This window comes from Geodermatophilus sp. SYSU D01105 (assembly GCF_054050095.1).
Window position 1 is genome coordinate 36272 of sequence record NZ_JBJGYR010000001.1, and the last position, 26954, is coordinate 63225.

Here is a 26954-nt window from a genome sequence, read left to right on the forward strand (position 1 = left end):
GGCTGCTCCCGAAAACGAGGGGGAACCAACCGGCCTCGCCAGACGACCATCCCATCATGCAGTGCACCCCCTACCGCGAGGCGCTCTCGGCGCGGCTCGACGGCGAGTCCCCCGGTCTGCCGGCCGCGGAGCTCGACGAGCACCTGGCCGCGTGCGCCGACTGCACGGCCTGGGCGCGGCGGGCCGAGCTGGTCACCCGGCGGGCCCGGCTGGCCCCGGCGCCCGCTGTGCCCGATCTCACCGTCGCCGTCCTCGCCGCGCTCCCGCGGGAGCTCCCGGGTACCGGCGCGGCCGCTCGCGCGCGGCTGGCCACCGCGGCGCTGCGGCTGGCCCTGCTGGCCGTCGGGGTGGCGCAGGCGGGGTTCGCCTGGCCGTCCCTCGCCTCGGGCGCGGCCGCGATGAGCGCGCCGGTGCACATGGCCCACGAGTCGGGCGCCTGGAACCTCGGCATCGCGGCGGCCTTCGTCGCCGTGGCCGCCGTCCCCCGCCTGGCCGCCGGGGCGCTGCCGTTCCTCGCCACCTCCACGGTGCTGCTCGTCGTCCTCACCGTCGCCGACCTGCAGGCCGGTCACGTGCACGCCGACCGCGCCGTCGCCCACCTGCTGGTGCTGGCCGGCGTCGCCCTGGTCGGCACCGTCGCCTGGCGCGGCCGCCGCCGGAGGCGGCAGCCGGTCCCCGCGGTCGGCCGCGAGCGGGTGCCCGCGTGACCCGGCGCTCCCCGGCCGCGGCGCTGCTCCTCCTGCTGGCCCTCGTCGGGGTCTGGCTCGGCGCGGGCGTGGCGGCGGCGCCGCCCGCCGCCGCCCACGCCGAGCTGGTCTCCACCGACCCGGGGGAGGGCGCCCGGCTCGCCGAGGTGCCGGCGGAGGTGACCCTCCGGTTCAGTGAGGGGGTCTCGCTGGGCGCGGGCTACGCCCGCGTGCTGACCTCCGGCGGCGAGCGCGCCGACACCGGCAGCCCGGGGGTGGACGGCGGGACGCTCACCGTGCCGCTGCGCAGCGGCCTGCCCGACGACGGTTACCTGGTCACCTACCGCGTCGTGTCGGCCGACTCGCACCCGATCTCGGGGGCGTTCTCGTTCGTGGTCGGCGACGGCGAGCTCGTGCCGGCGGGCACCTCGGCCGGTGCGGCCGGCAGCGACCCGGTCGTCGCCGCCCTGCTGCCGGTGTCCCGGTGGCTGGGCTACGCCGGCCTGGCGCTCGGGATCGGCGTGCTGGTGCTGCTGCTGGCCGGCTGGCCCGCCGGCTGGGCGTCGCCGCGGCTGCGCCGCCTGGTGACCGGCGGGCTGGCCGCGGTGGCGGGAGGAGCCGTCCTCGCCTTCCTGCTCCAGGGGCCCTACGCCGCGGGCAGCGGGCCGGCGTCGGTGGCCGACCCGGCGCTCCTGGGCGCGACCGCGTCGTCGGGGAACGGCATCACCCTGCTGGTCCGGGCGGCGCTGGCCGTCGCGCTGCTGCTCGTGCTGTGGCCGGCCCTGCGTGCCGGGCGGGCCCCCGCCCGCGGCCCGCTGGCCGTCTCGGGCGTGCTCGCGGCAGGCGTGGTGCTCGCCACCGCCGCCGTCGGGCACCCGGTCGCCGGCAGCTGGCCGGTGCTGGCCGTGGCCGCCGCGACCGTGCACGTGGCCGCGATGGCCGTCTGGCTGGGCGGTCTGGTCGGCCTGCTCGCCGGGGTCCTGCGCGAGGACGCCCCCGCGGTCGACCTGGCCCGCGCGCTCCCGCCGTTCTCCCGGCTGGCCGCCGGCTCGGTGACCGCGTTGGTCGTCACCGGCGTCGTCCAGTCGGTCCGCGAGGTCGGCTCACCGGCGGCCCTCGTGACGACGACCTACGGCTGGCTGCTGCTGGCCAAGCTCGGCCTGGTGCTCCTGCTGCTCGCCGCGGCCGGCATCTCGCGGGTGTGGGTGCAGCAGCACCTGGGGGTCACCCGCCACCGGCCGGCCGGACGCCGCCGGGTGACCGCGCACGCCTTCGCCGCGAGCGCCGACCCCGACGCCCACCCCGCGGTCGCGTCGGCCGCCGACGCGCGGGCCGAGGTCCAGGCGCAGGCCGCCGCCGTCGAGCGCCCCGTCCTGCGCCGGTCGGTGCTGGCCGAGCTGGGGATCGCCGTCGCCGTCCTGGCGCTGTCGTCGGTGCTGGTCGGCACCCCGCCGGCGCGTGCGGAGGCCACCCAGCCGGTCGACGTGACCCTGCCGCTGCAGACCGCCGCCGGGACCGACGGCAGCGTCCAGGTCTCCGTCGACCCGGCCACCAGTGGCCCCAACACCCTGCACGTCTACCTCTTCGACCAGGCCGGGCAGCTGGCCCAGCCGGTCGACATCCGGGTGACCCTCACCGAGCCGGCGCAGGAGATCGGCCCGCTCGAGGTGGCCCTGGAGCCGGCCGGGCCGGGCCACTACGTCGGTGATGGGATGGCCATCCCCGGCGCGGGCACCTGGACCCTCGCGGTCACCGTCCGGCTCGACGAGTTCACCGCCAGCACGGCCAGCACCACCCTCTCGGTGCGCTGACCCCCGCTGCACCCCCGTCGACTGGAGAACCATGTCCTCATCGCCCCCTCGGCCGCTGGCTCGGCTGGGCGTCGTCGTCCTCGCCCTGCTCGCCGCGCTCGCCGCCGCCGTCGCCGGAGCCGGCGTCGCGTCGGCGCACGTGACCGTGTCGTCGGCCGACGCCGCGCCCGGCGGGTTCGGCAAGCTCACCTTCCGGGTGCCGAACGAGAGCGACACCGCCAGCACCGTGGCACTGCGCATCTCCATCCCGGAGGAGTCGGCGATGGCCTCGCTGCGCACCCAGCCGGTGCCCGGCTGGACGGTCACGCTGACCACCTCGGACCTGCAGACGCCGCTGGAGAGCCACGGCGAGCAGGTGACCAGCTACGTGTCGGTCGTGGAGTTCCGCGCCGCGGACGGCGGCGGGATCCGGCCCGGCGAGTTCCAGGAGTTCTCGCTGTCGGGCGGGCCGCTCCCCGACAGCGACCAGCTGGTCTTCCCGGCGGTGCAGACCTACAGCGACGGCACCGAGGCCGCCTGGATCGAGCCCACGGTCGACGGGCAGGCCGAGCCGGAGAAGCCGGCTCCGGTGCTGTCCCTGGCCGGGGGCTCCACGGGTTCCCCCGCCGAGGAGCCGGCCGGCGACGGCACGGCCGAGCCCGCCTCCGGCGACACGGCCACCGGCACCGCGGCCTCGACCGAGGCCGCCGCGACCCACGGGGACTCCGGGCCCGGCGGGCTGGCGCTGTTCGTGGCGATCCTCGCGCTGCTGACCGGACTCGGCGGCGTCGTCCTGGGCTGGCGGGCGGGTCGTCGTACCGTGTCCTCGTGACCTCGTACCACCGCAGCCGCCTGGCCGCCCTGGCCCTCACGGCCGGGCTCGTGCTGGCCGGCTGCGGCGGAGGCGCCGCCGCCGAGGAGGGCGAGGGGCACGACCACTCCGGCGGCGTCGCCGTGGTCGAGGGGCCGGAGGACCGCTACGCCGGCCTCGACCTGCCCGATCCCTACCAGCGGCCGTCGTTCACGCTCACCGACACCGCCGGTCAGCCCTACGACTTCGCCGCCGCCACCGCGGGCACGCCGACGCTGCTGTTCTTCGGCTACACCAACTGCCCCGACGTCTGCCCGACGACGATGGCCGACGTCGCCGTCGCCCTGCGGGGCGTGGACCCGGCCCTGACCGAGGGGGTGCAGGTGGTCTTCGTCACCACCGACCCGGCGTTCGACACCCCCGAGGTGCTGGCCGAGTACCTGGGCCGGTTCGACGCCGACCTGCCCAACCGCTTCGTCGGCCTGACCGGCGACCAGGCCGCCGTCGACCGGGCGCAGCTGGCCACGGGCGTGCCGCTGGCCGAGGAGCAGGGACGGCTGCACTCCTCGCTGCTGCTGCTCTACGGCGAGGACGACCTGGCGCACGTGGCCTTCGACACGGGCAACACGTCCCGCGACATCGCCGGTGACCTGGCGCTCGTGGCGGGGACGTGACGCGCGCGGCAACCCGCCTGCTGGTCGTCGTCCTCGGCGTGCTGGCCGCGCTGCTGGTGGCCGGTCCGGCGCAGGCGCACGTCGGCGGCGGTGCCGCCGGCAGCGACTTCGACGGGCGCGTGCTGGCCGTCGAGCCGCCGGTGCCCGGGGTCTCGGTGCGGGTGCTGTCCTTCGGCGACGAGTTCGAGGTCGTCAACACGACCGCCACCGACGTCGAGGTCCCCGGCTACTCCGACGAGCCCTACCTGCGGATCGGCCCGGACGGCGTCTGGCGCAACGCCAACAGCCCGGCCACCTACATCAACCTCGACCGGTACGGCCGGACGACGCTGCCCGCGCACGCCGACCCGGCCGCCCCGCCGGACTGGGTGCAGGTGTCCACCCAGCCGCAGTACGTCTGGCACGACCACCGCACGCACTGGATGAGCGAGGGGCTGCTGCCGCCGGCGGTGGCGGCCGACCCGACCCGCGAGCACGTGGTCGCCGAGTGGGTCGTGCCGCTGTCCCACGGCGGTACCGGCGTCCAGGTGCGCGGCGAGCTCACCTGGAGCCCGCCGCCCTCGCCGTGGGTGGTGTGGCCCCTCTACGCCGCGCTGGCCCTGGCCGCCGCGGCCGCCGGGGTGCTGGCTCGCGGGCCCCGGCCGCTCGGGGGGCTGCTGCTGGTCGGCGGGGCAGCAGCGCTGTGGCACGCCGCGACCACCCCGGAGCCCGCGGTGAGTGTCTCCTCCCACGCGGGGGCGGTCGTCTCGGCGCTGCTGCCCGCACTCACCGCCGCCGCGGTCGCGCTGCTCGGGTTCGTCGCCGCCCGGCGCGGGCGCGGCGCGATGACCGGCCTGCTCGCCGTCGTCCTCGGCTGGCTGCTGCTGGTGCAGGGGCTGCCCGACGTCGACGTCCTGTGGACCGCGCACGTGCTCTCCGCCGGCCCGGCGCTCCCCGCCCGGCTGGCAGTGGCGGTGCTCGTGGCCCTCGGCGCGGGCTGCGTCGTCGGTGGCATCGCCGCGACCCGCCGGTTCCGGGAGCCCGGTGGCCGGCCTGCCCGCCCGCCGGCCGAGGAGCCGCTGCCGGTCGGCTGAGCGGCTCCTCGGGCCTCGGGGTCCCCGCCTACAGGCTGTCGCCCACCGGGTGCAGGTGTCCCCGGGCGGCGAACATCTCGTTGGCCCGCTCGAGGTCTGCCTCGAAGTCGACCTCGACGGCGGAGAACCGGGAGATGTCCAGCGGCCGGAAGCGCAGCCCCTCGTCGAGGATCGCCGTCTCGATGCCGCGCTCGAAGTAGTCCTGCGGGGCGCAGGCGGACAGGTGCTCGACGAGCACGGGCTTGTCCGCCGACGACACGTAGTTGATGCCCACAGCCTCGCCGAGGCCCCCGACGACGGTCTTGGACAGCTCGGCGATGCACCCGTCGGCGTCGAGGGTGTACTTGACCTCCTCGTCGGCCACGCTGGAGGTGTCGACGCAGACGAAGCTCTCGTCGGCCCGCAGCGCCGGCAGCGCCGCGTCGAGGACCGCGGGGTCGAAGACGACGTCCCCGTTGAGCCACAGGACGCCGCCGTCGCGGGTGGCACGCAGCGCGCGCAGCAGGCTCTGCGAGGTGTTGGTGACGGCGAAGTCGGGGTTGTAGGCGAACCGCACGTCCGGTACCGCCTGCATGACCCGCTTGGCCTTGAACCCGACGACGACGGTCACGTCCACCGACGGGCCGAGGACGGTGCGCAGGCCGTCGAGCTGGCGCTGCATGATGCTGCGCCCGTCGTGCAGCGGGGTGAGCGGCTTGGGCCAGGGCCGGCCGAGCCGGGTCCCCATGCCGGCGGCGAGGATCACGACCTGGACCGGTGCGGGCAGGGGCCCGGGGGCCGGGGCCGTGGGCAGTGTGCCGGTCAGGCCCAGGTGTGCGGTCGTGGCGCGGTCAGCGAGCACTGTCGTCCCCTCCTCGGGTCGTGGTGGTGGTCCCGGCGGGCGGGTCCGGCGGGAAGAGCAGGTCGAGGACGCGCTCGGCGGCGTGCCCGTCCTCCAGGTGGCAGAAGGTCTCCCGGAAGGAGGCGTAGCGCTCCGCGTGCCGGGCGGCCACCGCGTCCAGGTCCGCGATCGCCTCGACCACGTCCTTGCTGGTCGACAGCAGCGGCCCCGGCGCGACGTCCTCCAGGTCGAAGTAGAAGCCGCGCAGCTCGTCGCGGAAGTACTCGAGGTCGTAGGTGTAGAAGAGCATCGGCTTGCCGGTGATGGCGAAGTCGAACATGGTCGACGAGTAGTCGGTGACCATGGCGTCGGCGGTCAGGTAGAGGTCACGGATGTCAGGGTGGCTGCAGACGTCGCGGATCGGTGAGCCGTCGACGATCTCCAGCCGGTCCATGACCATGTTGTGCAGACGCAGCAGGAGCACGTGGTCCCGCCCGAGCCGCGCGGTGAAGTCGTCGATGTCCAGGGGGAACTCGAAGTCCTGCGGGCCGGTCTTCTGGAAGACCAGGTCGTCGCGCCAGGTCGGGGTGTAGAGGACGACGGTCTGCTCGTCGGAGATGCCGAGGTCGGCCCGGACGGCGGCCCGCACCTGGTCCCGCTCGGGGCTGCTGAGCAGGTCGTTGCGCGGGTAGCCGGTCTCGTGGATCGGCCCGCGGTAGCCGAACGCGCGCCGCAGCCGCTCGGTGCTGGCGGAGTTGGGGGACAGCAGCAGGTCCCACCGGGCGATGTCGTGCTCGAGGTAGGCCAGCCGGCCCTCCGGCGCCCAGCGGACGTCGTTGTGGATCCGCTTGAGCGGCGTGCCGTGCCAGGTCTGCAGGTAGGTGGTGCCCTCGCGCTTCTCCCAGTCCAGCGGGATGTGGTCGTTGGAGATGACCAGGTCCGCGCCCTCCAGCGCGGCGATCGACTCCGGGCTGCCGAAGGTCACCGTCGCGACGTCGTCGGGGAAGGTGGCCTGGGTGTGCGGCGCGGACAGCCAGGTGTGGGTCGCGTCGAGCCCGCGGGTCTGCAGCGCCTCGTAGAGCGCTCGTGGACTGTCGGAGAAGTGGCCCCGGAAGGCCACGTAGACGATGTTCACCGGTCACCTCCCGTGGTGAGCAGGTCGCCGGGCGCGGACCGGCGGCTGAGGACGGGCAGCAGCAGGTCGGCCAGCTGCTGCCAGGAGTCGACGATGGTCGCCGCGCCGGCGTCGGTCAGGGCGGCCGCGCGGTCGGCCCGCTCGGCCTCGGGCACGAAGAGCAGGTTGCCCACGGTGGGGCAGCCGGCGCGGACGGCCGACAGCACCCCGGGCACGGAGTCCTCGACGGCCAGGCCGGCCTCCGGCGCGATGCCCAGCTGCTCGCAGGCGTACAGGTACACCGCGGGGTCGGGCTTGCTGGTGGGCACCGGCAGCGAGTCCTCGGCGCTGAACCGGACCGCCGGCGGGATCAGCTCGTCGAGGCCGGTCGCGGTGAAGCAGGCCGCCAGCCGGGTCAGTGCGCTCGAGCTGACCGCGGCGAGCCGGAGGTGGGCCGCCAGGGCGGTCAGCGCGTCGGTCGTCTCCCGGTGGGGGGTCAGCGTGGCGCCCAGGTGCGCGGTGACCGCCCGCTTCTCCTCGGCGACCCACGGCTCGACGTCGACGGCCGGGTGCCCGGCCTCGTCGGCCAGCCGGCGCGACGTCGTCCGGAAGTTCATGCCGGTGGTGGCCCGCCGCAGCTCCTCGGCGGTGAAGCGCAGGTCCACCCCGAGGGCGCCGAGGAAGCGGTTGGTGACGTCCGCGGAGGCGACGAAGGCCGGTTCCTCGGAGGGGAACAGGTTGCCGTCGGCGTCGCAGAGCAGGGCCTCGAGGCGCGCGGTGAGCGTCTCGGGGAGGGCGGGCATGGGGGAGGTCCTCCCGGGGGTCATCGGGGCAGGGAGAGGGTCGGGCCGACGTCGGCGAGGGCGGCGGCGACCGTCACGCGGGCGCCGAGCCGGTCGATGCGCTCCATGGCCCGCCCCAGCGCGGCGACGAGGCCGGGGCGCTCGCCGAGGTCGCCGAACACCGAGCGCAGCGAGAGCAGCGGGCGCGGGTCGGTGCCCCCCGCGAGGGCCAGCGCCTGCAGCTCCTCGGCGTGCGGGTCGTCGAGGGGCACCGGGCGGCCGGCGGCATCGGTGCCCCGCAGGTAGCGGCACCAGCCGGCGACGGCGAGCGTGAGCAGGGTCGCCGGCCGGTCCTCGTCCAGTGCCTGCCGCAGGGAGGGCAGCAGGTGGTGGGGCACCTTGGTCGAGCCGCGCCGGCACAGCCGGGGCAGGCCGTCGGCGATCGCCGGGTTGGCGAAGCGCTGGAGCAGGGTGCGCTTGTACTCGTCGAGGTCCACGCCGTCGGGGCGGGGGAGCAGGGGGGTGACCTCGTCGTCCATCAGACGGGCGACGTACTCGGCGAAGACCGGGTCGGCCATCAGCTCGTCCATGCGGCGGTGGCCGGCCAGGGACCCCAGGTAGCCCAGCGCGGAGTGGCCGGCGTTGAGCAGCCGGGTCTTCATCAGCTCGTAGTCGCCGACGTCGGGGACGAACCGGACGCCGACCTGGTCCAGCGGCGGGCGGCCGTTGCTGAACGCGTCCTCGATGAACCACTGCGAGAACGGCTCGGTGATGACCGGCCAGCGGTCGTCCACCCCGTAGCGCTCGGCGACCGCCGCGCGCTCCTCGGGCGCGGTCTGCGGGGTGATCCGGTCGACCATGCTGCTGGGGAAGGCGACCCGGTCGGTGATCCAGCGGGCGAGCACCTCGTCGCGGAGCCGGGCCAGGCCGACGACCGCGGTGCGCGTGGCGTCGCCGTTGCGGTGGATGTTGTCGCAGGACACGACGGTGAAGGGGGTCAGCCCCGCCCGCCGGCGGCGGTCCAGGGCCTCGACGAGGTAGCCGAAGACGGTGGTGGGCTCGTGCGGCCGGGCCGCGTCGCGCCGGACGTCGGCGTCCTCGGTCGCGAACTCGCCGGTGTGCGGGTCGAGCGGGTAGCCCGCGCCGGTGATGGTGAGGGTCACCATCCGGGTCCGCGGGTCGGTCAGCCGGTCGAGGACGGCGGCAGGCGCGTCGGGGGCGAACAGGTAGTCGACCATCACCCCGACGACGCGGGCGCGCTCACCGTCGGGGCTGCGCTCGACGACGGTGTACAGGTGGTCCTGCGGGGCGAGGGCCTCCTGCATGTGCCGGTGGCGCAGGCCCACGCCCACGACGCCCCACTCGTCGGAGATCCGCCGCTCGGCCAGCTCGTCGAAGTAGATGAGCTGGTGGGCGCGGGAGAAGCCGCCGACGCTCAGGTGCACCACGGACGGGGTGAGGGCGGACCGGTCGTAGGTGGGCACGGTCAGCCGCGCGCCGTGGCTGTGCAGGGTGTCCTGGCTCAGCTGGCGGATCACCGGACGCACGTCGGGCGGCGCCGTGGGCAGTGCGGTGGAGGGCAGTGCGGTGGAGGTCGTGCAGGGTGCCGACTGGGGCAGTGCGGCTCCGGGGGAGCGCTCTGGCCTCGTCATGCGGCATCGGCCTCTCTCGTGCGTGTGGTGCGGTCGCCCCCTCGCGCCGGTTCCTGGTCCGTCGCCCGCCAATGCAGGGCAGGCAAGGGCAACGGGGGCTGCAGCATCGACCATCAGTACACGGGCGGAGCCGTCCGTGGCCAATCGGGGGCATCCCCGTGCGGCGGGCACCGCAGCAGTCGACCTGACGCCGAGGCGCGGTGTTTTCACGCCGGGTGGAGTGACATGCCCGTTGCCGGGGGGTCCAAACCGGACGCGCGTCACACGGACGCATGACGCGAGGGATCTGTGAGGCACGGCACTCGGCGTGTCGCAGACGACGCGCCCAGCAGAGGGTCACGGATCGGTCACGGCGTGTTTGTATCGAGGCAACCCCTCCGGCCCGGGAACGGGCGATCTCCCCCCTCGAGACGGGTAGGTGCATGGCCGGTCGACGTCGCGCGACGACTCCCGGCGACCGCTCGGTCGCCCGCAGCTCCGGAGTCGTCGGCTCCGCAGCCGGACCCCGGCGGGGGCCGCTGCTGCTGGCCGCGCTGGTCGCGGGCGGGCTGATCGCCGGTGTCACCGGGGTCACGGGCGCGCCCGACGCCGCGGCCGAGCCGACGTCGGTCCTCGAGGCGCAGCAGCAGCTGCTCACCGTCGACGACGACCTCGAGCTGCTCCCGCAGGCGTCGATCTCCGTCGCCGAGGCCGAGGCCCGGCTGGCGGAGGTGGCCGCGTCCCGGGCGGCGCGCGCGGCGGCCGAGGCGGCTGCGGCCGAGGCGGCACGCGAGGCGGCCCGGCCCAAGGCCGTCCTGCCCGTCGACGGCGCCCGCCTGACCAGCACCTTCGCCGCCCGCTGGGGCACCTTCCACTACGGCATCGACCTGGCCGCGCCGATGCACACCCCGGAGTACGCCGCCGTGGACGGCGTCGTGCTGCGGGCCGGGGCGGCCAGCGGGTTCGGCCTGGCCGTCTACGTCCTCCACGACAACGGCGACGTGACCGTCTACGGCCACATGGACGAGATCCTCGTCGAGCCCGGTCAGTACGTGGAGGCGGGGGAGACCATCGCCCTGCTCGGCAACCGCGGTCAGTCCACCGGCCCGCACCTGCACTTCGAGGTGCACCAGGGCGGCATCGACGGCAAGCGGATCGACCCCATCCCGTGGCTGGAGGCGCGCGGCGTCGAGGTGTGACCGCCGGCGTCCGTGGTGGGATGCGCGGCGTGGGTGCCGAGGACGCCATCCGCCGACTGCTGCGGGCCCGGGACGCGATGGACGGTGCCTACGCCCAGCCCCTCGACATCCCGACCCTGGCGCGGATCGCGCACGTGTCCGAGGCACACTTCATCCGCACCTTCCGGGCCACGTTCGGCGAGACGCCCAACCGCTACCTGCAGCGGCGCCGCGTGGAGCGGGCGATGTTCCTCCTGCGCTCCACCGACCGGAGCGTCACCGACATCTGCATGGACGTCGGCTTCTCGAGCCTGGGCACCTTCAGCCGGGTGTTCCGGGACGTCGTCGGTGAGCCGCCGTCGCAGTACCGGCGGCGGGGACCGCTGCCGCCGGTGCCCTCCTGCTTCGCGATGGCGTGGTCGCGGCCGAGCAGTTTCGGAGAAGCGCGCGGGGAGTGATCGTCTCTAGCGTCGCTCCCATGCTGACCGCGATCACCATCACCCAGATCTACGTCCCCGACCAGGACGCCGCCCTCGACTTCTACGTCGGCAAGCTCGGCTTCGAGGTCCAGTCCGACATGGACTTCGGGCCCATGCGCTGGCTCACCGTGAACCTGCCCGGCCAGCCCGACCGTGCCGTCCTCCTGGAGCGGCCCGGGCCGCCGTCGATGAGCGAGGAGACCGCCGCGCAGGTGCGCGACGCCATCAGCAAGGGCGTCGCCGGCGGGCACCTCTTCTTCGCCTGCGACGACGCCCACAAGACCCACGCCGAGCTGAAGGCCAAGGGCGTGGAGATCACCGAGGAGCCGGTCGACCAGCCCTACGGGATCGACTTCGGGCTGCGGGACCCCTTCGGCAACCACATCCGCATCGCCCAGATGAAGCAGGGCTGACCCTCCCGGACCCCCTGCGTCGGAGCGCCGACGCGGCCCTGTACAGTTGTCGACGGCTCGGGGACACCGACCGGGCGAGGTACGGGGCTGTGGCGCAGCTGGTAGCGCACCACACTGGCAGTGTGGGGGTCAGGGGTTCGAGTCCCCTCAGCTCCACCCCGATCGACCAGGCCGTCCTCCCACAGGGAGGGCGGCCTGAGTCGTCTGTGGTGGCAGTCGACGTGGGCGTCAGGAGCGGGACGGCGCCCGCGCGGCCGCCAAGGCGAGGGCAGGCGCGACGTGGCCGGCGTCGTCCATCGTCGTGCGCACCTGGGTGTGGGACCTCGTCACACGGGACCCCGGTGGGAACTGGACGGCGTCGCGGAGCGACAACCCCACTGCCTGGTCCGGCATCGGATCGGACCGACACCGATGAGGAGAAGTGCGCGTGAGATCTCGTCCCGCCCGCGTGGCGACAGTCCTGGCCGCCACCGTCGTCACCGTGCTCGCGGCCGGCGTGGGCACGGCCTCCGCACACGTCCGGGTCAGCTCGTCCGATGCTGCGCCCGGCGGGTTCGGTGAGCTGACGTTCCGGGTGCCGAACGAGAGCGACACCGCCAGCACCACCGTGCTCCGGGTGCAGATCCCGAGCGAGACCCCGCTGGCCTCGGTGGCGACCAAGCCGGTGCCGGGCTGGACGGCGACCACGACGACCGGCCCCATCGACCCGCCGGTCGACGTGCACGGCACCCCGGTCAGCGAGGCGGTCACCGAGATCACATGGACCGCCGACCCGGGCGCGGGCATCGCCCCGGGCGAGTACCAGACGTTCTCCATCAGCGGCGGCCCGTTCCCCGAGGCCGAGTCGATCTCCTTCCCGGCCGTCCAGGTCTACGACGACGGCACCGAGCAGGCGTGGATCGAGCCCACCGTCGAGGGGCAGGAGGAGCCGGAGAGCCCGGCTCCCGTGCTGACGCTGGCCGAGAGCGGGAGCACCGACGCCCACGGCGCCGCCACCGAGACCCCGGAGGCCACCGAGGTGGCGACCGCCAGCGAGACCTCCGCCGATGCGGGGAGCTCGGGCTGGACGATCACCGCCGTCGTGCTGGGCGCGGCAGGTCTGGTCGCCGGGCTGGCCGGGCTCGCCCTCGGCCTCGCTGCCCGGCGCCAGAGGACGACGGTCTGACCGGCGCGGACACGAGCCCCGGGCCCCCGGGGACGGCCCCGGCCCCCTCGCCGCGAGAGCGGGGGCGCCGGGGCTCCGGGCCGGGCCGACGACGGCCGGCCGAGGTGCGCCACCACCTCCGTGGCCATCCTCGACCGGCTCCCCGAGGACGCGGCCTCGCGGGGACAGTCGTCCGGACCGCCAGAGCTCCCCGCTCGGCGGCCTGCTGGGCGACGTGGGCGGGACCGTCCGCACCGACGGCCGAGACCCCCGGGCGCTCGCTGCAGGTCATGGGCAACAGGTTGGTCCTCACTGAGGGCGGCGGCCGACGAGCAGGCGGGAGACAGGGTGCTGACGGGGACACGGCGACGAGCGGTCCGGTGCACGGTGCCTTCGGGGGGCTACGTGAACGAGCTCCGGCTGCCCCGGGGCGCGACCCCGGGGCTGCTGGCCCGGGACGGCGCCACCTTCGCCGTCGCGCCGCACACCCGCCTGCAGACCGACGACGTGCTCCTGGTGTTCGCCGACCCAGCCGATCGGCACGCCACCGAGAGGCGCATCCTCGCCGTGCACCGCAGCGGCCGGCTGGCGCACTGGCTGGGCGACACCGGCTCGTGAGCGGACCGCCGGTCAGCCGGCCGGGTCCGGGGTCACCAGGGGCAGCCCGGTCCGGACCGGTGGACGGCGCAGCGGCTCCCGCGCCGTGGGGTCCTCGCCGTCCGCCGAGCGGGTCCGGCCCAGGCGCAGGCACAGCAGCACGACGTCGTCCTGCAGGCGGCGGTCGCCGATCAGCCGGGTGGTGACGACGTCCCGCCAGACCGCCGGGTCGTCGTCGTCGATCTCCGCGGCGACGGCCGCGAGCAGCTCCATCCCGGCGTCGAGGTCGCTGCCGCGGCGTTCGACCAGACCGTCGGAGTACCAGACGAGCACCGAGCCGGGCGGGATCGTGGCCTCCGCCTCGGTGCGCGCGCCGGCGGCCACCGCGAGCGGGGTGGAGCGGCCGCCCTGCAGGTACCGGGCGCGGTGGTCGGTGACGAGCAGCGGGGGCGGGTGACCGGCGCAGGCGTAGCAGAGCAGACCCGTCCGCGGGTCGTACTCGCCGTAGCCGAGCGTGGCGAACGCCGCCCCGGGGATGTCCGGGCACGCCGCGTCGAGTGCCTCGAGGACCTGCCGTGGCCCGGCGTGCCGCCCACCGGCGATGACCCGCAGGGCGGCGTGCACCCGGCCCATCGCGGCCGCCGCGGGGAGGTCGTGCCCCACGATGTCGCCGACGACCAGACCCGTCCGGCCGTCGGCCAGGGGGAAGACGTCGTACCAGTCGCCCCCGATGTCGTGCTCCTCGTCGGCCGGCCGATAGCAGCCGGCGACGTCGACCCCCGGAAGGCGGTCGGGCAGCGCCGGCAGGAACGCCTGCTGCAGCTGGTGGGCGGCCTCGTGCTCACGCTCGTAGAGCCGGGCGCGCAGCAGCGCCTGGGCCATGAGCTCGGAGAGGGTGGTGGCGACGGGGGCCAGGTCGTCGACCGCGGCGTCCGAGCCGAAGCCGAAGCCGAGGGCGCCGACGGTGACCTCGCCGATCCGGGCCGGCACCGCCAGGGCGCTGCGGGTGTCGGTGTCGGGCTCGCCGGCCAGGCCCGCGGGGAAGGTCTCGCGCAGCGGCGCCGGCGGCTGCGCGCGGACCTCCCCACCGCCGCGGACGGCGACGGAGAGGAGGGCGGCGGCGTCGAGCGGGAGCTCGCGTTCCACCGGTGGGGAGTCCTCCGGAACCGTGGCCCAGGTACGCAACCGGGCGCCGTCGGGGGTGAGGACGCCCACCGCGCCCTGGTCGGCGACCAGGCCGATGCCACGGCGCACGATCACCTGCGCGATCGCCTCGGACGTGGCCGCGGTGGCCAGCCCTGCCGTCACCTCCTGCAGCGCCTCGACCCGCCGGCGCAGCGCCGTCTCCCGCGCCGAGACGCTCCGGGCCTCCTGCCGCTCGCCGATCTCGACCGCCAGCAGCCAGGCGGTGAGGACGGCGACGGCGAGGAACAGCTGCAGGCTGGCGATCTCCAGGTTCGGGACGCCGGCCAGGGCCGCCCACGGCCCCCGGCCGGCCGCCGTCATGACGTTGGCGGTGAGGGCGACGGCCAGCCCGGCGGCGGTGACCAGCGGGACGCCGGAGCGGAAGGCGTACACCACGAGCAGCGCGAGGGCGGTGTAGGACAGCGGCACCGTCGTGGGCCAGAACGCCAGCACGGTGACCGCGGCCGCCACGGCGACCAGCAGCGCCCGCCGGAGCGTCGTCCCGAGGGAGGGCCAGGTGCCGCCGTCCCGCCAGGTGAGCACCGTGCCCGCCACGGTGAGGACGCCGAGGCCGTCGCCCGCCCAGAACGGGAAGAAGGCGTCCAGCCAGACGCGGGCCATCGCCAGGTCGTTGGTGGTCGCGCCGATCAGCGCGCCGACGAAGGGGCCGGCCAGCACGCCGCAACCGATGAACGCACCGAGGTCGCGACGGCGCCGGAGGTCGATCCGCGGCACGAAGCGGCGCAGCAGGAGGGCACCCACCAGCGGCTCGACGGTGTTGGCCAGCGCGAAGCCGACCACCGACGAGAGGGGCAGTCCGAACCACAGGTCGACGGCGACCTCGACGACGGCCACGGTGCCGAGGACCCACGGCCACCGGCGGGGCCCGGTGAGGACCAGCGCGGCGAACGTGACCCCTGCGGGCGGGAAGAGGACCGCGCCGATGGCCGAGGCCTCGAACAGCGCGAACGAGACGGCCGCGCCGGCGGCGTAGGCAGTCCCCACGGTGAGGACGAGCCGCCATGCCGGCACGGGAGGCGAGCGGTGGGGACCGGTCATCCGGCGCTCCGCGCATCGAGGCCTCGCAACGTCGTCACGGGGTCTCGTGACCGGCACATCATGGCCCGCCCCGCGATCGCCGTCACCCCTGCCGCGCGGCGCCGCCGCCGGTCGCTCAGGGGCGCTCGACGGACCGGCACGCTCCCGTGCCGGGTCCGTGCCGGCCGGGTCGGTGCTTGCCGGTGACACCGGCCCGGACGGGCGCTACGGGACCCGGACCGGGACCACCGGGCCCGGTGCGTGGGCCTCGGGTGCCGTGGGGGAGTGACCCAGCCCCATCGGGTCGGGGTCCTCGCCGCGGTCGAGGACGTAGCAGGCGGCGATGACGCCGGCGCGGTCGTCGCGGATCTTCTCGATGATCTCGTCGATCGTCTCGACGACGCAGTACTTCGCGCCGTCGGTCAGGAAGACCACGGTGTCCGGCACGGTCTCGACGCGCTCGATCGTGTCGGGATCAAGGCAGCAGTAGTCGCCGCTGCGGCGAATGAGACCGATCATGGCGGTCCTCCTGCTCGGCGGGGCATCGGGCCCCGGCGGCGGCCCCTCGGTTCGGGCAGCCACTCCTTCGGCGGCCGCGCGGTCGCCCTTGAGCCCGGCGACGGTGTCCGCCCCCATCGGGTGAGCGTTCCCCGCGGGAACACCTCAGCGGTCGCGGTCCGCGCACAATGAAGCCCCGGAGCGGCCCGGGCGCCGGAGCCGCGGCCGGACCCTCAGCCGGTGGCTGCGTCGCGTCACGCAGACCCAGGCGACCGGCTGTCCCGGCGGGCGGGCGTTCCCGCGGGAACGCCGGAGCCTGAGCCGGGGTGGGCCCGCGCGCCCGGATCGGACCGAGCCCGGCCGCCGCGACCGGCCGAGCAGGGCGCGGCGTCGGCACCGGCCGGCTGCCGGGTCCCCGCCGGGACGACCTCCGCCGCAGGCGTTCCCGCGGGAACGCCTCAGCGGTCGGACCTGCGGGAACTGTCACCACCGAGCCCTACCGTTCGAACGTGGGTTCGGATGATCGGGTGGCTGGTGGAGTGGCCGTGGTGGACGGGCCGGCCGGCACGGAGGCGGTGGACGTGGCGGAGCTGGCCCGGCGGATCACCTCTGGTGCGGTCCGGCTGGCCGCGGCCACCGCGGCGTGGCTGACGCTGGTCGCGGAGTTCGACCGGCGGGGGGATGGGGCGCGTACGGCATCCGCTCGTGTGCCCACTGGCTCGCCTGGCAGTGCGGCATGTCCCCGGGCACGGCGCGTGAGCACGTCCGGGTCGCGCGGGCGCTGGTCAACCTCCCGCAGGTCAGCGCGGCGTTCGCGGCCGGGCGGCTGTCGTACTCCGAGGTCCGCGCCCTGACCCGCGTTGCCGAGCCGGCCACCGAGGCCGAGTTGCTGACCTTCGCGCTGGAGGCCACCGCGTCCCAGACTGAGCGGGTGGTGCGTCAGTGGCGGCGGGCCGACGCCGCACATCGGGAACGGGTCACCGCCCGGCGGCAGTTCGAGTACTGGTGGGACGACGACGGCATGCTGACCGTCCACCTCCGTCTCGACGCCGAGGAGGGAGCTCGCTTCCTGGCCGGGGTCGACTCGCTGGCCGAGCGCGCCGCCCGGCGCGATCGCGCCCGGGTCGAGCGGGCCGCGTCCACTGGAGGGTCGGCCGGCGGTGCACGGGGTCCGGCGGAGCTGTCGGGCGCCGCCGAGGGCATCGGCACGAGGATCGACACCTGTTCGCCGGGCCGTGGAGACACGGCCGACGAGGTCGCCCTGGCGCGTGAACGGACCACCGCCCGTCGCTGCGCCGCGCTCGCCCACCTGGCCGACGCTGCCGCCGAGGCCGACCGCCGGGCCGGGGACCCGCCTCGGCGGGAGGTGGTCGTGCACGCCGATGTCGCCGTCCTCGCCGACGACTCCGCCGCGGGTCGCGCCTACCTCGACGGTGGCCCTGCACTGCACCCCGCGGACGTCCGTCGCATGCTGTGCGAGGCCACGGTCGTCTCGATGCTCGCGGCCGGCAGGGAGCCGCTGGCCCTGGGCCGCGCCCGACGGCTGGCCACCCGCACCCAGCGTCGCGCGCTGCACCGCCGCGACGGCGGCTGCGCCCGCCCCGGGTGTCCCGAGACCCGCATCGAACGGCTGCACGCCCACCACATGCGGCACTGGCTGTTCGGTGGGGCGACCGACGTCGCCAACATGGTGCTGCTCTGCGACAGCGACCACGGGCTGGTGCACGACCTGGACCTGGTGATGAGCCGTCGCGACGGCCGGCTGGTCGTCACCGCACCCGACGGCCGTCGGGTGTGGGGGGCCGCCGACGACGCGTTCACCGGCGGCGTGTCGAGCGTGGCCGCAGCGGCACCCTCGCACCCCGAGGGCCTCACCGACCGGTTCGTCGGGGTCCATCCCATCGACCAGCAGGTCGGTCGCCGGCCGGGTGCCGCACCTCCCTTCGACGGCCCGGACGGGCCCGGCCCGGTGCGGGGAGTGCCGACCGGGCGGTCGGCCGGCGTGGAGCCGGGCCCGGTGAGCGCGGAGCGGTCGGTCGCGCCGACGGCCGGAGGGGCTGCGACCGTCACCGACCTGCTCTTCCCCGGAGGGGCGCCCGGTCTGCCCGACGCCATGGACGTCAACGGTGAACGCATCGACCTCGCCTACGTCGTCAGCGTCCTCATGGGCCACCGGGACTTCGTGCGCCGGCTCGCAGCCGAGGCGGCATGACGGGCCGAGCCGCTGCGGCGTTCCCGCGGGAACGTGGTGGCCCGTCCCTGCTGGGGGCTCGGCCCCGACGCGTTCCGCCCACCCCGACGGCCCACAGGGAAGCCCGGGGACCGGCCGCACCTGCTGCCCTAGGTTCGGCGGCATGACCGATCTGGCCTCCCGCGCCCGCACGCTGCTGGACCTGCACACCGCTCCGGAGATCCTGGTGCTGGCCAACGTGTGGGACGTCGTCTCGGCGCGGGTCGTGGCCGCGACCCCCGGGGTCACCGCGCTGGCCACCGCCAGCCACTCGATCGCGGCCACCTTCGGGTACGAGGACGGCGAGCACATCCCGCTCGACCTGCACCTGGACATGGTGGAGCGCATCACCGGGGCGGTGGACCTGCCGGTGACGATGGACATGGAGGCCGGGTACGGCGACCCCGGCGAGACCACCCGCCGGGCGATCGAGCGCGGGGTGGTCGGCGGCAACCTGGAGGACCAGGGCCGGCCGCTGGAGGAGTCCGTCGCCGCGGTCGCGGCCGTGCTCGCCGCGGGCCGCGCCGCCGGCATCGACTTCGTCCTCAACGCCCGCACCGACGTCGTGCTGCACGCCGAGCCCGGCGCCGACCGCGGACGGTTGCTGGCGGAGGCGGTCCGACGCGGCCGCGCCTACCTCGAGGCCGGGGCGCCGGTCGTCTTCGTGCCGGGTGTGGTCGACCGCGAGGAGATCGCCGTGCTGGTCGAGGGGTTGGGTCCGAACCGGCTCTCGGTCCTCGCCGTGCCCGGGGCCTCACCGTCGGTCCGCGACCTGCAGGACCTCGGCGTCGCCCGGGTGTCCACCGGACCCTTCCCGCAGCGGGTGGCGCTCACCGCCCTGCAGGACGCCGTCACCCACCTGGTCGGCGGAGGCGTCCTGCCCCCGGGCACCCGCCGGTTGAGCTGAGCACCGTGGCCGCAGCGTCGGAGCGGATGGCCTGGGCCGCGGAGGTGGTCGCACCCGCCCCGGGGGAGCGGGTGCTCGAGGTGGGCTGCGGTCCCGGTGCCCTCGTCGCGCTGCTCGCCGAGCGCGGGGCGGAGGTGGTTGGGGTCGACCGCTCGTCGGCCCAGGTCGACGCGGCCACCCGCCGCAACCGCACCGCCGTCGAGGCCGGCCGGGTGCACCTGCAGGCGGTGGCCCTGCGCGACGCCGACCTCGACGCAGCGTCCTTCGACGTCGTGGTCGCGTTCGACGTCCGGGCCTTCTGGGACTCCGGCGCCGCGGCGACCTGGACCGTCGTCGATCGCGTGCTGGCTCCCGGCGGGCGGGTCGTCGTGGCCTTCTCGGTCATGCGACCGGACACCGAGGCCGCCGTCGTCGATTCGGTCGCCGCGCACGCCGCGCGCCACGGCCTCGGGCTCGGGGGACTGTCCCGGCGCCCGGGCACGCCGATCGGATCGGCCGCGGTCGCCCTGCACCGCGCCCGTCCCGACGAGGTCCCCGGGCGCTGACGCGGCTCGACCACTCCTCACCCCTTCGGGGGAGCCCCGGCCGTACTGCTCAAGGCGGCCGGAGGCGGCGCCGATCACCCGCTCAGGTGACGGGACACCGTCGCCCCAGTCCCGCCGGAGCGGATGGAGGAGAGGTCGTGGCCGAGCAGTCCGTGCTCGTCGTGGAGGACACCGAGGAGATCCGGGAACTGGTCTGCACGGTCCTGCGCAAGGCGGGGATGGACGTCCGTGCGGTCCCCTCCGGAGCCGAGGCGCTGGCCGAGGTCCGGCGCGCGGTCCCCGACGTCGTCGTCCTCGACCTCGGCCTCCCCGACGCCGACGGCACCGAGGTGTGCCGGCAGATCCGCGCCGAGAGCGAGTGCTACGTCCTCATGCTGACCGCGCGTGCCGAGGAGGTCGACCTGCTCATCGGGCTGGCCGTCGGCGCGGACGGGTACATGGCCAAGCCGTTCTCGCCCCGCGAGCTCGTCGCCCGCGTGCAGGCGATGCTGCGCCGTCCGCGCGTGCCCGCCCCCCGCCCGGCACCGGTCGAGGAGTCCGTCCTCCGCCTCGCCGACCTCGAGGTCGACGAGGACAGCCGCGAGGTCCGGGTGGACGGCGTCGTCGTCGACCTGACCCGCACCGAGTTCGACCTCCTGGCCGCCCTCGCCTCCCGGCCGGGCCGCGTGCTGCAGCGCGAGACGCTGCTGCGCGAGGTCTGGCAGACCGACTGGGAGGGCAGCGTCCGCCTCGTCGAGGCGCACATGTCCAACCTCCGCCGCAAGCTGCAGGCCGCCGGGCTGAGCTCCCCGGAGATCAAGACGGTGCGCGGCGTCGGCTACCGCCTGGTGGCGTACCCCCACACGGGCGGGGGGCCCGGACCTCGATCGAGGTCCGGGCCCGCTGTGCCTGGCGGCCCTACTTGCAGGGCTTGACCCAGACCACCGCGGAGGCCGTCCAACCGTGGGAGGTCCTGGTCACGACCGTGACCGGCAGCGAGTCGTAGTCCCTGTCGATCCACACCGGGCCGTAGTCGTACCGGGTGGCGCTGCCGACGTTGGCGTTGATGGGGTCCGGGCCCGGCACGGTCAGGGTGTACCCGCTGAAGTTCCGGGTCGGGACGGCGGTCCAGGTGGCACTGCCCGCGATCGTCGTGCGCTGGACGGTGGTCCGCGTGACGGTGACCGTGCTCCCGTCCCCGAGGCGGTACTCGTCCAGCGTCGTCGTGGAGGTGCCGTTGGCCGGCGACTTGACCTTGTCGGAGGTGGTCTCCTCGGGCGAGCGGGCGGTGGTCACCAGCCCGTTCGGCCACTTCCTGGTCGTGGTGGTCCAGGTCGTGGTCTGTGCCGTGCACGGCGCGGTCGCCTGCAGGCGGGTCACCGGGGCGACGGTCCCGGCGGTGATCGGCGCCGTGGCCGCGGTGACGCTGTCACCGAACGCCGCCTGAGCGGGGAGGCCGGCGGTCAGGATGACACCCAGCGTCAGGGCCAGGGTGACCAGGATGCGGTGGCGGGTGCGCACGTCTCCTCCTCGGGATCGTTCGGGCGGGGGATGGGGCGGCTCAGCGGGCGGTGCCGCCGCGCTGGGTGCCGGTGAACGTCAGGGACAGCGTGGCGGTCTTGCCCTGGAACTCGTTGCCCGTGCCGTTCGGCAGCTCGATCGTGAAGACGAGGTGGTCCCGGCCCCCCGGGGTCAGGCTGGCCGAGGTCAGCAGGGGCTCGTCGGACCGCAGGACGCCGCCTCGTGTGACCACGTCGCGCGCGCCGGTGGCGCAGGTGTGGCCGGCGCCGGAGGCGGTCCACGGCTGGGCGCAGGACTGCACCGAGAGTCGCAGCGCGCTGGTCAGTGTGCTGCCGGCCGCCTGGGTGACGGTGAGGGAGACCGAGGACATCGGGGAGTCGCCCCTGTTCACCAGGGTCACCGCGCGGGACATCCGGTCACCGGGGACGAACTGCGCGACCGGCGCGGCGATGGTGGCCGGGTCCTCGGCGAGGTCCAGGTTGACGGTGCCGGAGGCGACCTGGGTGGAGACCGGCGTGGTGGAGTCGGTGAAGGTGCCGAACGTGCCCAGGCCGGCCACGGCCGCGGCCGCACCGAGCACACCGAGCGAACCGACGACCTTGCGGGCGGTGGCGCTGCGGGTCCTGCGGGTCATGTCTGTCGTCTCCTGCGTCCGGCCGGGGCGGGGTGTCCCGGCGACAGGAACGACTCTGGAGGTCGTACCGCAGGGCACCCGCGGGCGTTCCGCAAGAGAGGCGCAAGGCTCCCGCGGGGTCCCGTGCGGGCCCAGCGGGGGCTCAGGCGCCGGCGACCGACCGGAGCTCGACGACGAGGTCGTGGGCGAGGATGCCGCGCCGGGCGTCGCGGGCGATGGCCCGGCAGACCTCGGCGACCTCCGGGTGGCCGAGCTGGGCGCTGGCCCCCGCGAGCGTCGTGGACGCCCGGGCCAGGGACGCCGCGTCGCCGCTCCGGGCGCCGTCGGCGATGGCGGTCAGCCGGTCGGGCAGCGCGCTGAGGTAGAGGTCCTGGAGCCGGTCCATGACGTCGGCGTCCACGTCGGCGTCGTCGAGGTCGCCGATGTCGGTTCCCGGCTGCGGAGCCGGTGTCCGGTCGCGGAGGAAGTCCAGCAGGAGCTCGGCGCCCACCGGCTCGGGCAGGCAGGCGACGGCGCCGGCGGCCAGCGCGGCCGCGCGGTCCTCGGGGGTGGAGTCGCCGGCGACGACCACCAGGTGTGCGCGGCAGCCGGCCAGGCGCAGGCGACGGAGCAGGGCCGGGGTCTCGCCGGGCGAGGCGGCCAGGTCGGCGACGACCAGGTCGAGGTCGAGCCGGCGGGCCAGCGTGAGGGCCTCGCGGGTGCCGGCGGCCTCCCGGACCTGCCAGCCGGTGACCCGCAGCAGGCCGGCGACGCGGGCGCGGTCGGTGTCGTCGGCGTCGACGACGAGGGCGGTCAGCACCTGATGAGTCCTGACCGGGCGGACTGCTCGGTCCAGCCGTAGCCGGTGACGGCGGTGACGCTGCCCCGGATGTCGTTGGCGGTCACCGACGCGGCGTAGGTGTCCTGGGCGGTGGTGGCCGGGGCGTTCACGACGGCGACCGGGTACGGGTAGGTGGTGCCGTTGGCGTGGGCGTTCACCACGTAGCGCACGACGCCGGGGGTCGTGCTCGCCTCCCACGACAGCTCCCCCTCGAGCGTGGTGTGCGGCCGACCGTAGGAGTCGTACCACGTCGAGCACCTGGTCCCGGCGGTGCTCGGGTTCGACGGCGCCACGACGTCGACGCTCGTCACTGCCGTGCCGGGGAGGGGCTCGACGGTGGTGTGGGCGGCCGTGGCGGGGAGGCTGGCGCCGACGGTGATGGCGAGGGTGAGGGCGAGCAGGACGAGGATGCGGCGGGTGGTGGTCACTGGCGGTCGTCCTCGTCGGTCTCGGTGGGGCGCCAGATGGTGAGCAGCAGCCAGCCGGCGAGCAGGGCTGGGGCACCGTAGACGAGCAGGTGGCTGACCCAGGGCGTCCGCAGGGCGGTGATCAGGTGGCCGATCTCGGGGATGACGGCCTGGACCTGGTAGGCGGTGTCGCCCTGGAGGACGGCGGCCCAGGGGTCGGGGTCGTCGTTGGCGTCGCCCTGGGTGTGCACGGTGACGGTGCCGTCCGGGGCGTGGGTGACGTCGGTGACCCGGTGGGTGACGACGCGGTGGTCGTCGATGGGGATGTGGTAGGTGATGACCATCCCGGCGGTGACGTCGGAGACGTCCAGGGGAGTGCTGATCACGACGTCGCCGGGGTCGATGGCCGGGGCCATGGAACCGGTGAGCATCGTCATGGTGCGGTAGCCCAGCAGGTGGGGGCCCAGGGCCAGGCCGGCGAAGGCCACCACCGCCACCGCCACGAGGGCCCGCACGGCCCAGCGGGACACGAACGCCAGGGCGGGGCGCAGCCGGCCGGTGCGGGCGGCCTCCGCGGCCGGGGACAGCGGGCGGGCTGCCCCCGCCGCGGCGAGGGGGAGGACGGCGGTCATGGCGGGCTCTCCGGGTGCTCGAGGGGACGGCGGGCGGGACCGTCAGCGGGCGGTGCCGCTGCGCTGGACGCCGGTGAAGGTCAGGCCCAGCGTGGTGTCCTTGCCGGCGAACGCGTTGTCGGCCGCGTCGGGGAGCGAGATCGTGAAGACGAGGTGGTCGACGCCGCCGGGGGTGAGGCTCGCGGGGTTGTCGAGCGTGCGGTTGTTGACGACCGGCCCAGAACCGAGCGAACGCTCCGTCCCCGAGCAGGTGTAGGTCGGGGCGCCGGCGGCACCGCCCTGCGTCCAGGCCACCGAGCAGGACTTCAGCGACAGCTGCAGGCCGCGGACGGTGTCCTTGGTCAGCACCGTGTCGGTGGACGACGTCACGCCGAGGGTGACCGAGGACAGCGGCGCGGTGCCGGTGTTGGAGAGCGTGACCGTGCGGGACATGGAGTCGCCGGGCAGGAAGCCGGTGGTCGCGGCAGGGATCGCGGCGGCCGGCTGGGCCAGGTCGATGTCCACGGTGCCCGAGGCGACCTGGGTGGTGACCGGGGTGGTCGAGTCGGTGAAGGTGCCGAAGGTGCCCAGGCCTGCGACGGCCGCGGCCGCACCGATCACGCCGAGCGAGCCGACGACCTTGCGGGCGGTGGTGGTGCGGGCCTTGCTGCTCATGTCCTGCGTCTCCTGTCGTGGGGACCGGAACGGGCTGTTCCGGCGACAGGGACGACTCTGGGGACCGAACCGCAGGCTGCCCGCCCGCCTCCCGCAAGAAAGCCGCAAGCCTCCCGCGGGAACGGTCCCGGGGAGGCTCCTGCGGTGCGGGCGGGGTTCAGCGCGGCAGGGTGAGGGTGAAGGTGGTGCCCCGCCCCTCGACGCTGGACACGTCCAGCGTGCCGCCGTGCGCGGTGGTGATCGCCTTGGTGATCGCCAGCCCCAGCCCGACGCCCGGGACCGCGGCGCGGCGGGCTGTCGAGGCGCGGAAGAAGCGGCCGGACAACTGCGCCTGCTCCGCGGCGGGGATGCCGATCCCGGTGTCGCTGACCGAGAGCCGCGCGACGGGCACCGCACCCGGCCGCGGGTCGCCGACGACCTCGCCGTCCGGCGCCCGCCAGCCCTCGCGCAGCGCGAGGGTGACCCGGCCGCCGCGCGGGGTGAACTTCACCGCGTTCGAGACGAGGTTGTCGCAGGCCTGACCGAGCCGGACGGCGTCCCCGCGGACGACCAGGCCGCCGTCGGGCACGTCCACCGCCACCTCGACGCCCGCGCCGGCCGCGGTCACCCGGGCGGTCTCCTCCGCGGCGCGGACCACCGCGGCGAGGTCGACGTCCTCGGGCTGCAGGCTGAACCGGCCGGCGTCGACCTGCGCGGTGAACAGCAGGTCGCCGACCAGCCGCAGCAGACGCTGGGCGTTGCGCTCCACGGTGCTGAGGTACTGCCGCTGGTCGTCGGTCAGGGGCTGGTCGGGGTCGTCGAGCACCAGTTCCAGGTAGCCCAGGATCGAGCTCAGCGGGGTGCGCAGCTCGTGGCTGATGAGGCTCACGAACTGGTCCTTCATCCGCTCGGTGGCGCGCACCTCGGTCATGTCGGTGCCGACGAAGTTCCAGCCGGCGTGCGCGCCGGTGTCGTCGGAGCGCGGGGTGACCGCCACGGAGACGGTGAGCTCCTCGCCCCGGGCGGTGACGTAGGTCCAGTCGCGGACGTCGCTGCCCTGCTCCTGCGCGGTGCGCACCAGCGCGGTCAGGCCGCCGCCGGCCTCCGCCAGTTCCTCGGGCAGGTGGAAGTCGGTGATCCGCCGCCGGCGGACGACGTCGGCGCGGGGCAGGCCGAGCATCCGCTCCGCGCCCGGGTTCCAGACCCGGACGACGCCGTCGACGTCGGTACCGATGATCGACTGCTCGGTCACCGCGTCGATGACGCTGGTCATCGTCTGCGCCCGGGCCTGCAGCATCCGGGTGGCGACCTCGAGCTCCCCGTCGCGGTGCTGCATCCGGGCGGCGAGGGCCGCGTTCTCCGCCCGCAGCCGGTCCACCTCCGCCTGCAGCGACGGGACGTCGGAGGGCGCCGGAGAGGCCTCGGCGGTGGTCATGCGGCTGCTCCGGCGGTCAGGTCCCGGATGCGGGCCACCAGGCCGGTGACCGAGAACGGCTTGGCGAGGTAGGCGTCGGCACCGGCGGCGAGCCCGCGCGCGACGTCGTCGGCGGAGGCACCGGCCGACAGCAGCAGGACCGGGACGGTGGCGGTGGCCGGGGCGGCACGCAGTGCGGCGCAGACCTCCAGCCCGGTCGCGCCCGGCATCGAGACGTCGAGGACGGCGAGGTCGGGCGGGCCGGCCAGCGCCGCGGTCAGTGCCGCGGTGCCGTCGCCCACGTCGGCGACCACGGTCCCGCCGGCCCTGCGGACGGCCAGGCACACGAGGGCGCGGATGTCGTCCTGGTCGTCGGCGACCAGCACGCGGGGCGGCGCGGTCGGCACGGGCGGGCTCCCTCGGTCGTGCGGCCGGTGCCCGCGGGCCCGCGCCGGTGGTGTCCTCTCCCCTCGGACGTCGGCGTCCCGGGCACCCACCTGGACCCGCCGGGGACGGCGCTCACCCTGGCGGGTGACCCCGGACAGCACCGCGCCCCGCCGGGGGTCCCGGCGGGGCGCGGTGGGGGAGTGGTGCGCGCGGCGCTCAGCTGCTGGTGCGGCTCTGCACCGTCTGCCGCGACTCCTGGGCCTGGCCCTGGACGTCCTGGGCCGCGGAGCGGCCCTCCTCCTTGACCGTCTGCGCGGCGTCCTGCGCGGTGGACCGGACCTCCTCCGCCGCCTGCTGCGCGGCGGGCCGGAGCTGCTCACCGATCTCCTGCGCGGCCTGCTTGGCCGGGGCGAGCAGCGCGTCCTTGTTCTCGCGGACCGCCGTCTCGGCCTGCTGGGCCAGCTGCCGCTCCTTCTCGGTCGCCGGCATCAGGCTGGAGACCAGCCAGCCCACCCCGAAGGCGATGAGCCCGGCGGCCAGCGGGTTGCCCTGCGTCTGCCGGACGATGGTGTCCGGCGCCTGCTGGACGGCGGTCGCCGCCGAGGAGGCGGCGTCCTGCACGGTCTCGGCCGCGCTGTGCGCCTTGTCCTGCACGGTCCCGGAGACGTTCTGCGCGTGGTACTGCGCCGTCGAGCGGGTGTCGTGCGCGGTGCCCATCACCGAGCTGCGGGCGTTCTGGGCGCTCCCCATCACTCTCTCCTTCGCGCGGGTGATGCGGCCCTTGGCCGCGGTGACCCGCCGGTCCATCACCCGGGCGGGGTTGACCTTCTCGTTGAGGGCGTCGACGTCGTAGCTCAGCTCACGCTGGGTGGCCTCGATCTGCCGACGGATGACTTCCGGGTCGTTGCTGGTGGTCATGTTCCAACTCCGAT

General features: G+C 75.4%; 29 protein-coding genes and 1 tRNA gene. 15 read left to right on the forward strand and 15 right to left on the reverse strand.

Translation table 11 applies throughout. The features are described from left to right. Positions 1-56: 56 nt before the first annotated feature. Genes ACI79I_RS00165 through ACI79I_RS00185 form a run of 5 tightly spaced genes read left to right on the forward strand, consistent with a single transcriptional unit; the run spans position 57 to position 5034 of the window. A complete protein-coding gene (locus ACI79I_RS00165; RefSeq protein WP_456989835.1) occupies positions 57-707 on the forward strand; it encodes a zf-HC2 domain-containing protein in 651 nt (216 codons plus the stop codon). Next, positions 704-2497 (forward strand): copper resistance CopC/CopD family protein, encoded by a 1794-nt coding sequence (locus ACI79I_RS00170; RefSeq protein WP_456989837.1) that lies wholly within the window; start codon positions 704-706, stop codon positions 2495-2497. The genes ACI79I_RS00165 and ACI79I_RS00170 overlap by 4 nt, the downstream gene beginning before the upstream one ends. A gap of 31 nt (positions 2498-2528) precedes the next feature. Continuing rightward, entirely contained in the window at positions 2529-3308 is a 780-nt protein-coding gene (locus ACI79I_RS00175) for a YcnI family protein (protein ID WP_456989839.1), read from the forward strand. After that, a complete protein-coding gene (locus ACI79I_RS00180) occupies positions 3305-3961 on the forward strand; it encodes an SCO family protein (RefSeq protein WP_456989841.1) in 657 nt (218 codons plus the stop codon). The genes ACI79I_RS00175 and ACI79I_RS00180 overlap by 4 nt, the downstream gene beginning before the upstream one ends. Continuing rightward, positions 3958-5034 carry a hypothetical protein gene (locus ACI79I_RS00185; protein ID WP_456989843.1) on the forward strand — a complete coding sequence of 359 codons (1077 nt, stop codon included), beginning with the start codon at positions 3958-3960 and terminating at the stop codon, positions 5032-5034. Before ACI79I_RS00180 ends, ACI79I_RS00185 begins: the two co-directional genes overlap by 4 nt. A 28-nt stretch (positions 5035-5062) precedes the next feature. Here the strand turns inward: ACI79I_RS00185 and ACI79I_RS00190 are convergent, their stop codons facing one another. From ACI79I_RS00190 to ACI79I_RS00205, 4 genes are read right to left on the reverse strand one after another with little or no spacing between them, the layout of a single operon-like run. Beyond that, entirely contained in the window at positions 5063-5875 is an 813-nt protein-coding gene (locus tag ACI79I_RS00190) for a phosphocholine cytidylyltransferase family protein (protein WP_456989845.1), read from the reverse strand. After that, complete coding sequence (locus ACI79I_RS00195) at positions 5865-6989, reverse strand: CDP-glycerol glycerophosphotransferase family protein (RefSeq protein ID WP_456989847.1); 1125 nt, start codon at positions 6987-6989, stop codon at positions 5865-5867. The genes ACI79I_RS00190 and ACI79I_RS00195 overlap by 11 nt, the downstream gene beginning before the upstream one ends. Continuing rightward, a complete protein-coding gene (locus ACI79I_RS00200) occupies positions 6986-7771 on the reverse strand; it encodes an HAD family hydrolase (protein WP_456989849.1) in 786 nt (261 codons plus the stop codon). Before ACI79I_RS00200 ends, ACI79I_RS00195 begins: the two co-directional genes overlap by 4 nt. Positions 7772-7791: 20 nt before the next feature. Next, on the reverse strand, positions 7792-9288 hold the full coding sequence (locus tag ACI79I_RS00205; RefSeq protein WP_456989851.1) for a mannitol dehydrogenase family protein: 1497 nt from the start codon (positions 9286-9288) through the stop codon (positions 7792-7794). 536 nt (positions 9289-9824) lie between these two features. Here ACI79I_RS00205 and ACI79I_RS00210 point away from each other — a divergent pair. The 6 genes from ACI79I_RS00210 to ACI79I_RS00235 all read left to right on the forward strand — a co-directional run bounded on the left by ACI79I_RS00210 (position 9825) and on the right by ACI79I_RS00235 (position 13213). Beyond that, positions 9825-10580 (forward strand): M23 family metallopeptidase, encoded by a 756-nt coding sequence (locus ACI79I_RS00210; protein ID WP_456989853.1) that lies wholly within the window; start codon positions 9825-9827, stop codon positions 10578-10580. A gap of 29 nt (positions 10581-10609) precedes the next feature. Then, positions 10610-11017, forward strand: a complete 408-nt coding sequence (locus tag ACI79I_RS00215) for a helix-turn-helix domain-containing protein (RefSeq protein WP_456989855.1) — start codon at positions 10610-10612, stop codon at positions 11015-11017. 20 nt (positions 11018-11037) lie between these two features. Continuing rightward, entirely contained in the window at positions 11038-11451 is a 414-nt protein-coding gene (locus ACI79I_RS00220; RefSeq protein WP_456989857.1) for a VOC family protein, read from the forward strand. Positions 11452-11534: 83 nt separating this feature from the next. Then, a tRNA-Ala gene (locus ACI79I_RS00225) sits at positions 11535-11607 on the forward strand. 271 nt (positions 11608-11878) lie between these two features. Then, positions 11879-12616, forward strand: a complete 738-nt coding sequence (locus ACI79I_RS00230) for a YcnI family copper-binding membrane protein (protein WP_456989859.1) — start codon at positions 11879-11881, stop codon at positions 12614-12616. 384 nt (positions 12617-13000) lie between these two features. Next, positions 13001-13213, forward strand: coding sequence for a hypothetical protein (locus ACI79I_RS00235; RefSeq protein WP_456989861.1), 213 nt, complete (start codon positions 13001-13003; stop codon positions 13211-13213). A 12-nt stretch (positions 13214-13225) separates the two neighbouring features. On the opposite strand, the gene ACI79I_RS00240 is transcribed toward ACI79I_RS00235, so the two are convergent. Continuing rightward, on the reverse strand, positions 13226-15436 hold the full coding sequence (locus ACI79I_RS00240) for a SpoIIE family protein phosphatase (protein ID WP_456989863.1): 2211 nt from the start codon (positions 15434-15436) through the stop codon (positions 13226-13228). Positions 15437-15640: 204 nt separating this feature from the next. Next, positions 15641-15934: a flagellar FlbD family protein gene (locus tag ACI79I_RS00245; RefSeq protein WP_456989865.1), complete on the reverse strand. Its 294-nt coding sequence runs from the start codon at positions 15932-15934 to the stop codon at positions 15641-15643. Between the two features lie 622 nt (positions 15935-16556). Here ACI79I_RS00245 and ACI79I_RS00250 point away from each other — a divergent pair. The 4 genes from ACI79I_RS00250 (at position 16557) to ACI79I_RS00265 (ending at position 20509) form a co-directional block, all read left to right on the forward strand. After that, positions 16557-18125: a DUF222 domain-containing protein gene (locus ACI79I_RS00250; RefSeq protein ID WP_456989867.1), complete on the forward strand. Its 1569-nt coding sequence runs from the start codon at positions 16557-16559 to the stop codon at positions 18123-18125. Positions 18126-18267: 142 nt separating this feature from the next. Next, on the forward strand, positions 18268-19050 hold the full coding sequence (locus ACI79I_RS00255) for an isocitrate lyase/PEP mutase family protein (RefSeq protein WP_456989869.1): 783 nt from the start codon (positions 18268-18270) through the stop codon (positions 19048-19050). A gap of 5 nt (positions 19051-19055) precedes the next feature. Next, positions 19056-19595, forward strand: a complete 540-nt coding sequence (locus tag ACI79I_RS00260) for an SAM-dependent methyltransferase (RefSeq protein WP_456989871.1) — start codon at positions 19056-19058, stop codon at positions 19593-19595. 137 nt (positions 19596-19732) lie between these two features. Further along, entirely contained in the window at positions 19733-20509 is a 777-nt protein-coding gene (locus tag ACI79I_RS00265) for a response regulator transcription factor (protein WP_456989873.1), read from the forward strand. On the opposite strand, the gene ACI79I_RS00270 is transcribed toward ACI79I_RS00265, so the two are convergent. The 9 genes from ACI79I_RS00270 to ACI79I_RS00310 all read right to left on the reverse strand — a co-directional run bounded on the left by ACI79I_RS00270 (position 20493) and on the right by ACI79I_RS00310 (position 26940). Continuing rightward, positions 20493-21095 carry a hypothetical protein gene (locus tag ACI79I_RS00270; RefSeq protein WP_456989875.1) on the reverse strand — a complete coding sequence of 201 codons (603 nt, stop codon included), beginning with the start codon at positions 21093-21095 and terminating at the stop codon, positions 20493-20495. The two genes, ACI79I_RS00265 and ACI79I_RS00270, sit on opposite strands and share 17 nt — an antisense overlap. 40 nt (positions 21096-21135) lie before the next feature. Further along, a complete protein-coding gene (locus ACI79I_RS00275) occupies positions 21136-21729 on the reverse strand; it encodes a TasA family protein (protein ID WP_456989877.1) in 594 nt (197 codons plus the stop codon). Positions 21730-21871: 142 nt separating this feature from the next. Further along, positions 21872-22528, reverse strand: coding sequence for a response regulator (locus tag ACI79I_RS00280; RefSeq protein WP_456989879.1), 657 nt, complete (start codon positions 22526-22528; stop codon positions 21872-21874). Continuing rightward, positions 22522-22977 carry a hypothetical protein gene (locus tag ACI79I_RS00285; RefSeq protein ID WP_456989881.1) on the reverse strand — a complete coding sequence of 152 codons (456 nt, stop codon included), beginning with the start codon at positions 22975-22977 and terminating at the stop codon, positions 22522-22524. Before ACI79I_RS00285 ends, ACI79I_RS00280 begins: the two co-directional genes overlap by 7 nt. Further along, on the reverse strand, positions 22974-23588 hold the full coding sequence (locus ACI79I_RS00290; protein WP_456989883.1) for a signal peptidase I: 615 nt from the start codon (positions 23586-23588) through the stop codon (positions 22974-22976). Before ACI79I_RS00290 ends, ACI79I_RS00285 begins: the two co-directional genes overlap by 4 nt. A gap of 42 nt (positions 23589-23630) precedes the next feature. Next, positions 23631-24242 (reverse strand): TasA family protein, encoded by a 612-nt coding sequence (locus ACI79I_RS00295; protein WP_456989885.1) that lies wholly within the window; start codon positions 24240-24242, stop codon positions 23631-23633. Between the two features lie 157 nt (positions 24243-24399). Next, positions 24400-25656: a sensor histidine kinase gene (locus ACI79I_RS00300; RefSeq protein WP_456989888.1), complete on the reverse strand. Its 1257-nt coding sequence runs from the start codon at positions 25654-25656 to the stop codon at positions 24400-24402. Further along, on the reverse strand, positions 25653-26042 hold the full coding sequence (locus ACI79I_RS00305; RefSeq protein WP_456989890.1) for a response regulator transcription factor: 390 nt from the start codon (positions 26040-26042) through the stop codon (positions 25653-25655). Before ACI79I_RS00305 ends, ACI79I_RS00300 begins: the two co-directional genes overlap by 4 nt. A 196-nt stretch (positions 26043-26238) precedes the next feature. Beyond that, positions 26239-26940, reverse strand: a complete 702-nt coding sequence (locus ACI79I_RS00310) for a DUF3618 domain-containing protein (protein WP_456989892.1) — start codon at positions 26938-26940, stop codon at positions 26239-26241. Between the last annotated feature and the right edge of the window lie 14 nt (positions 26941-26954).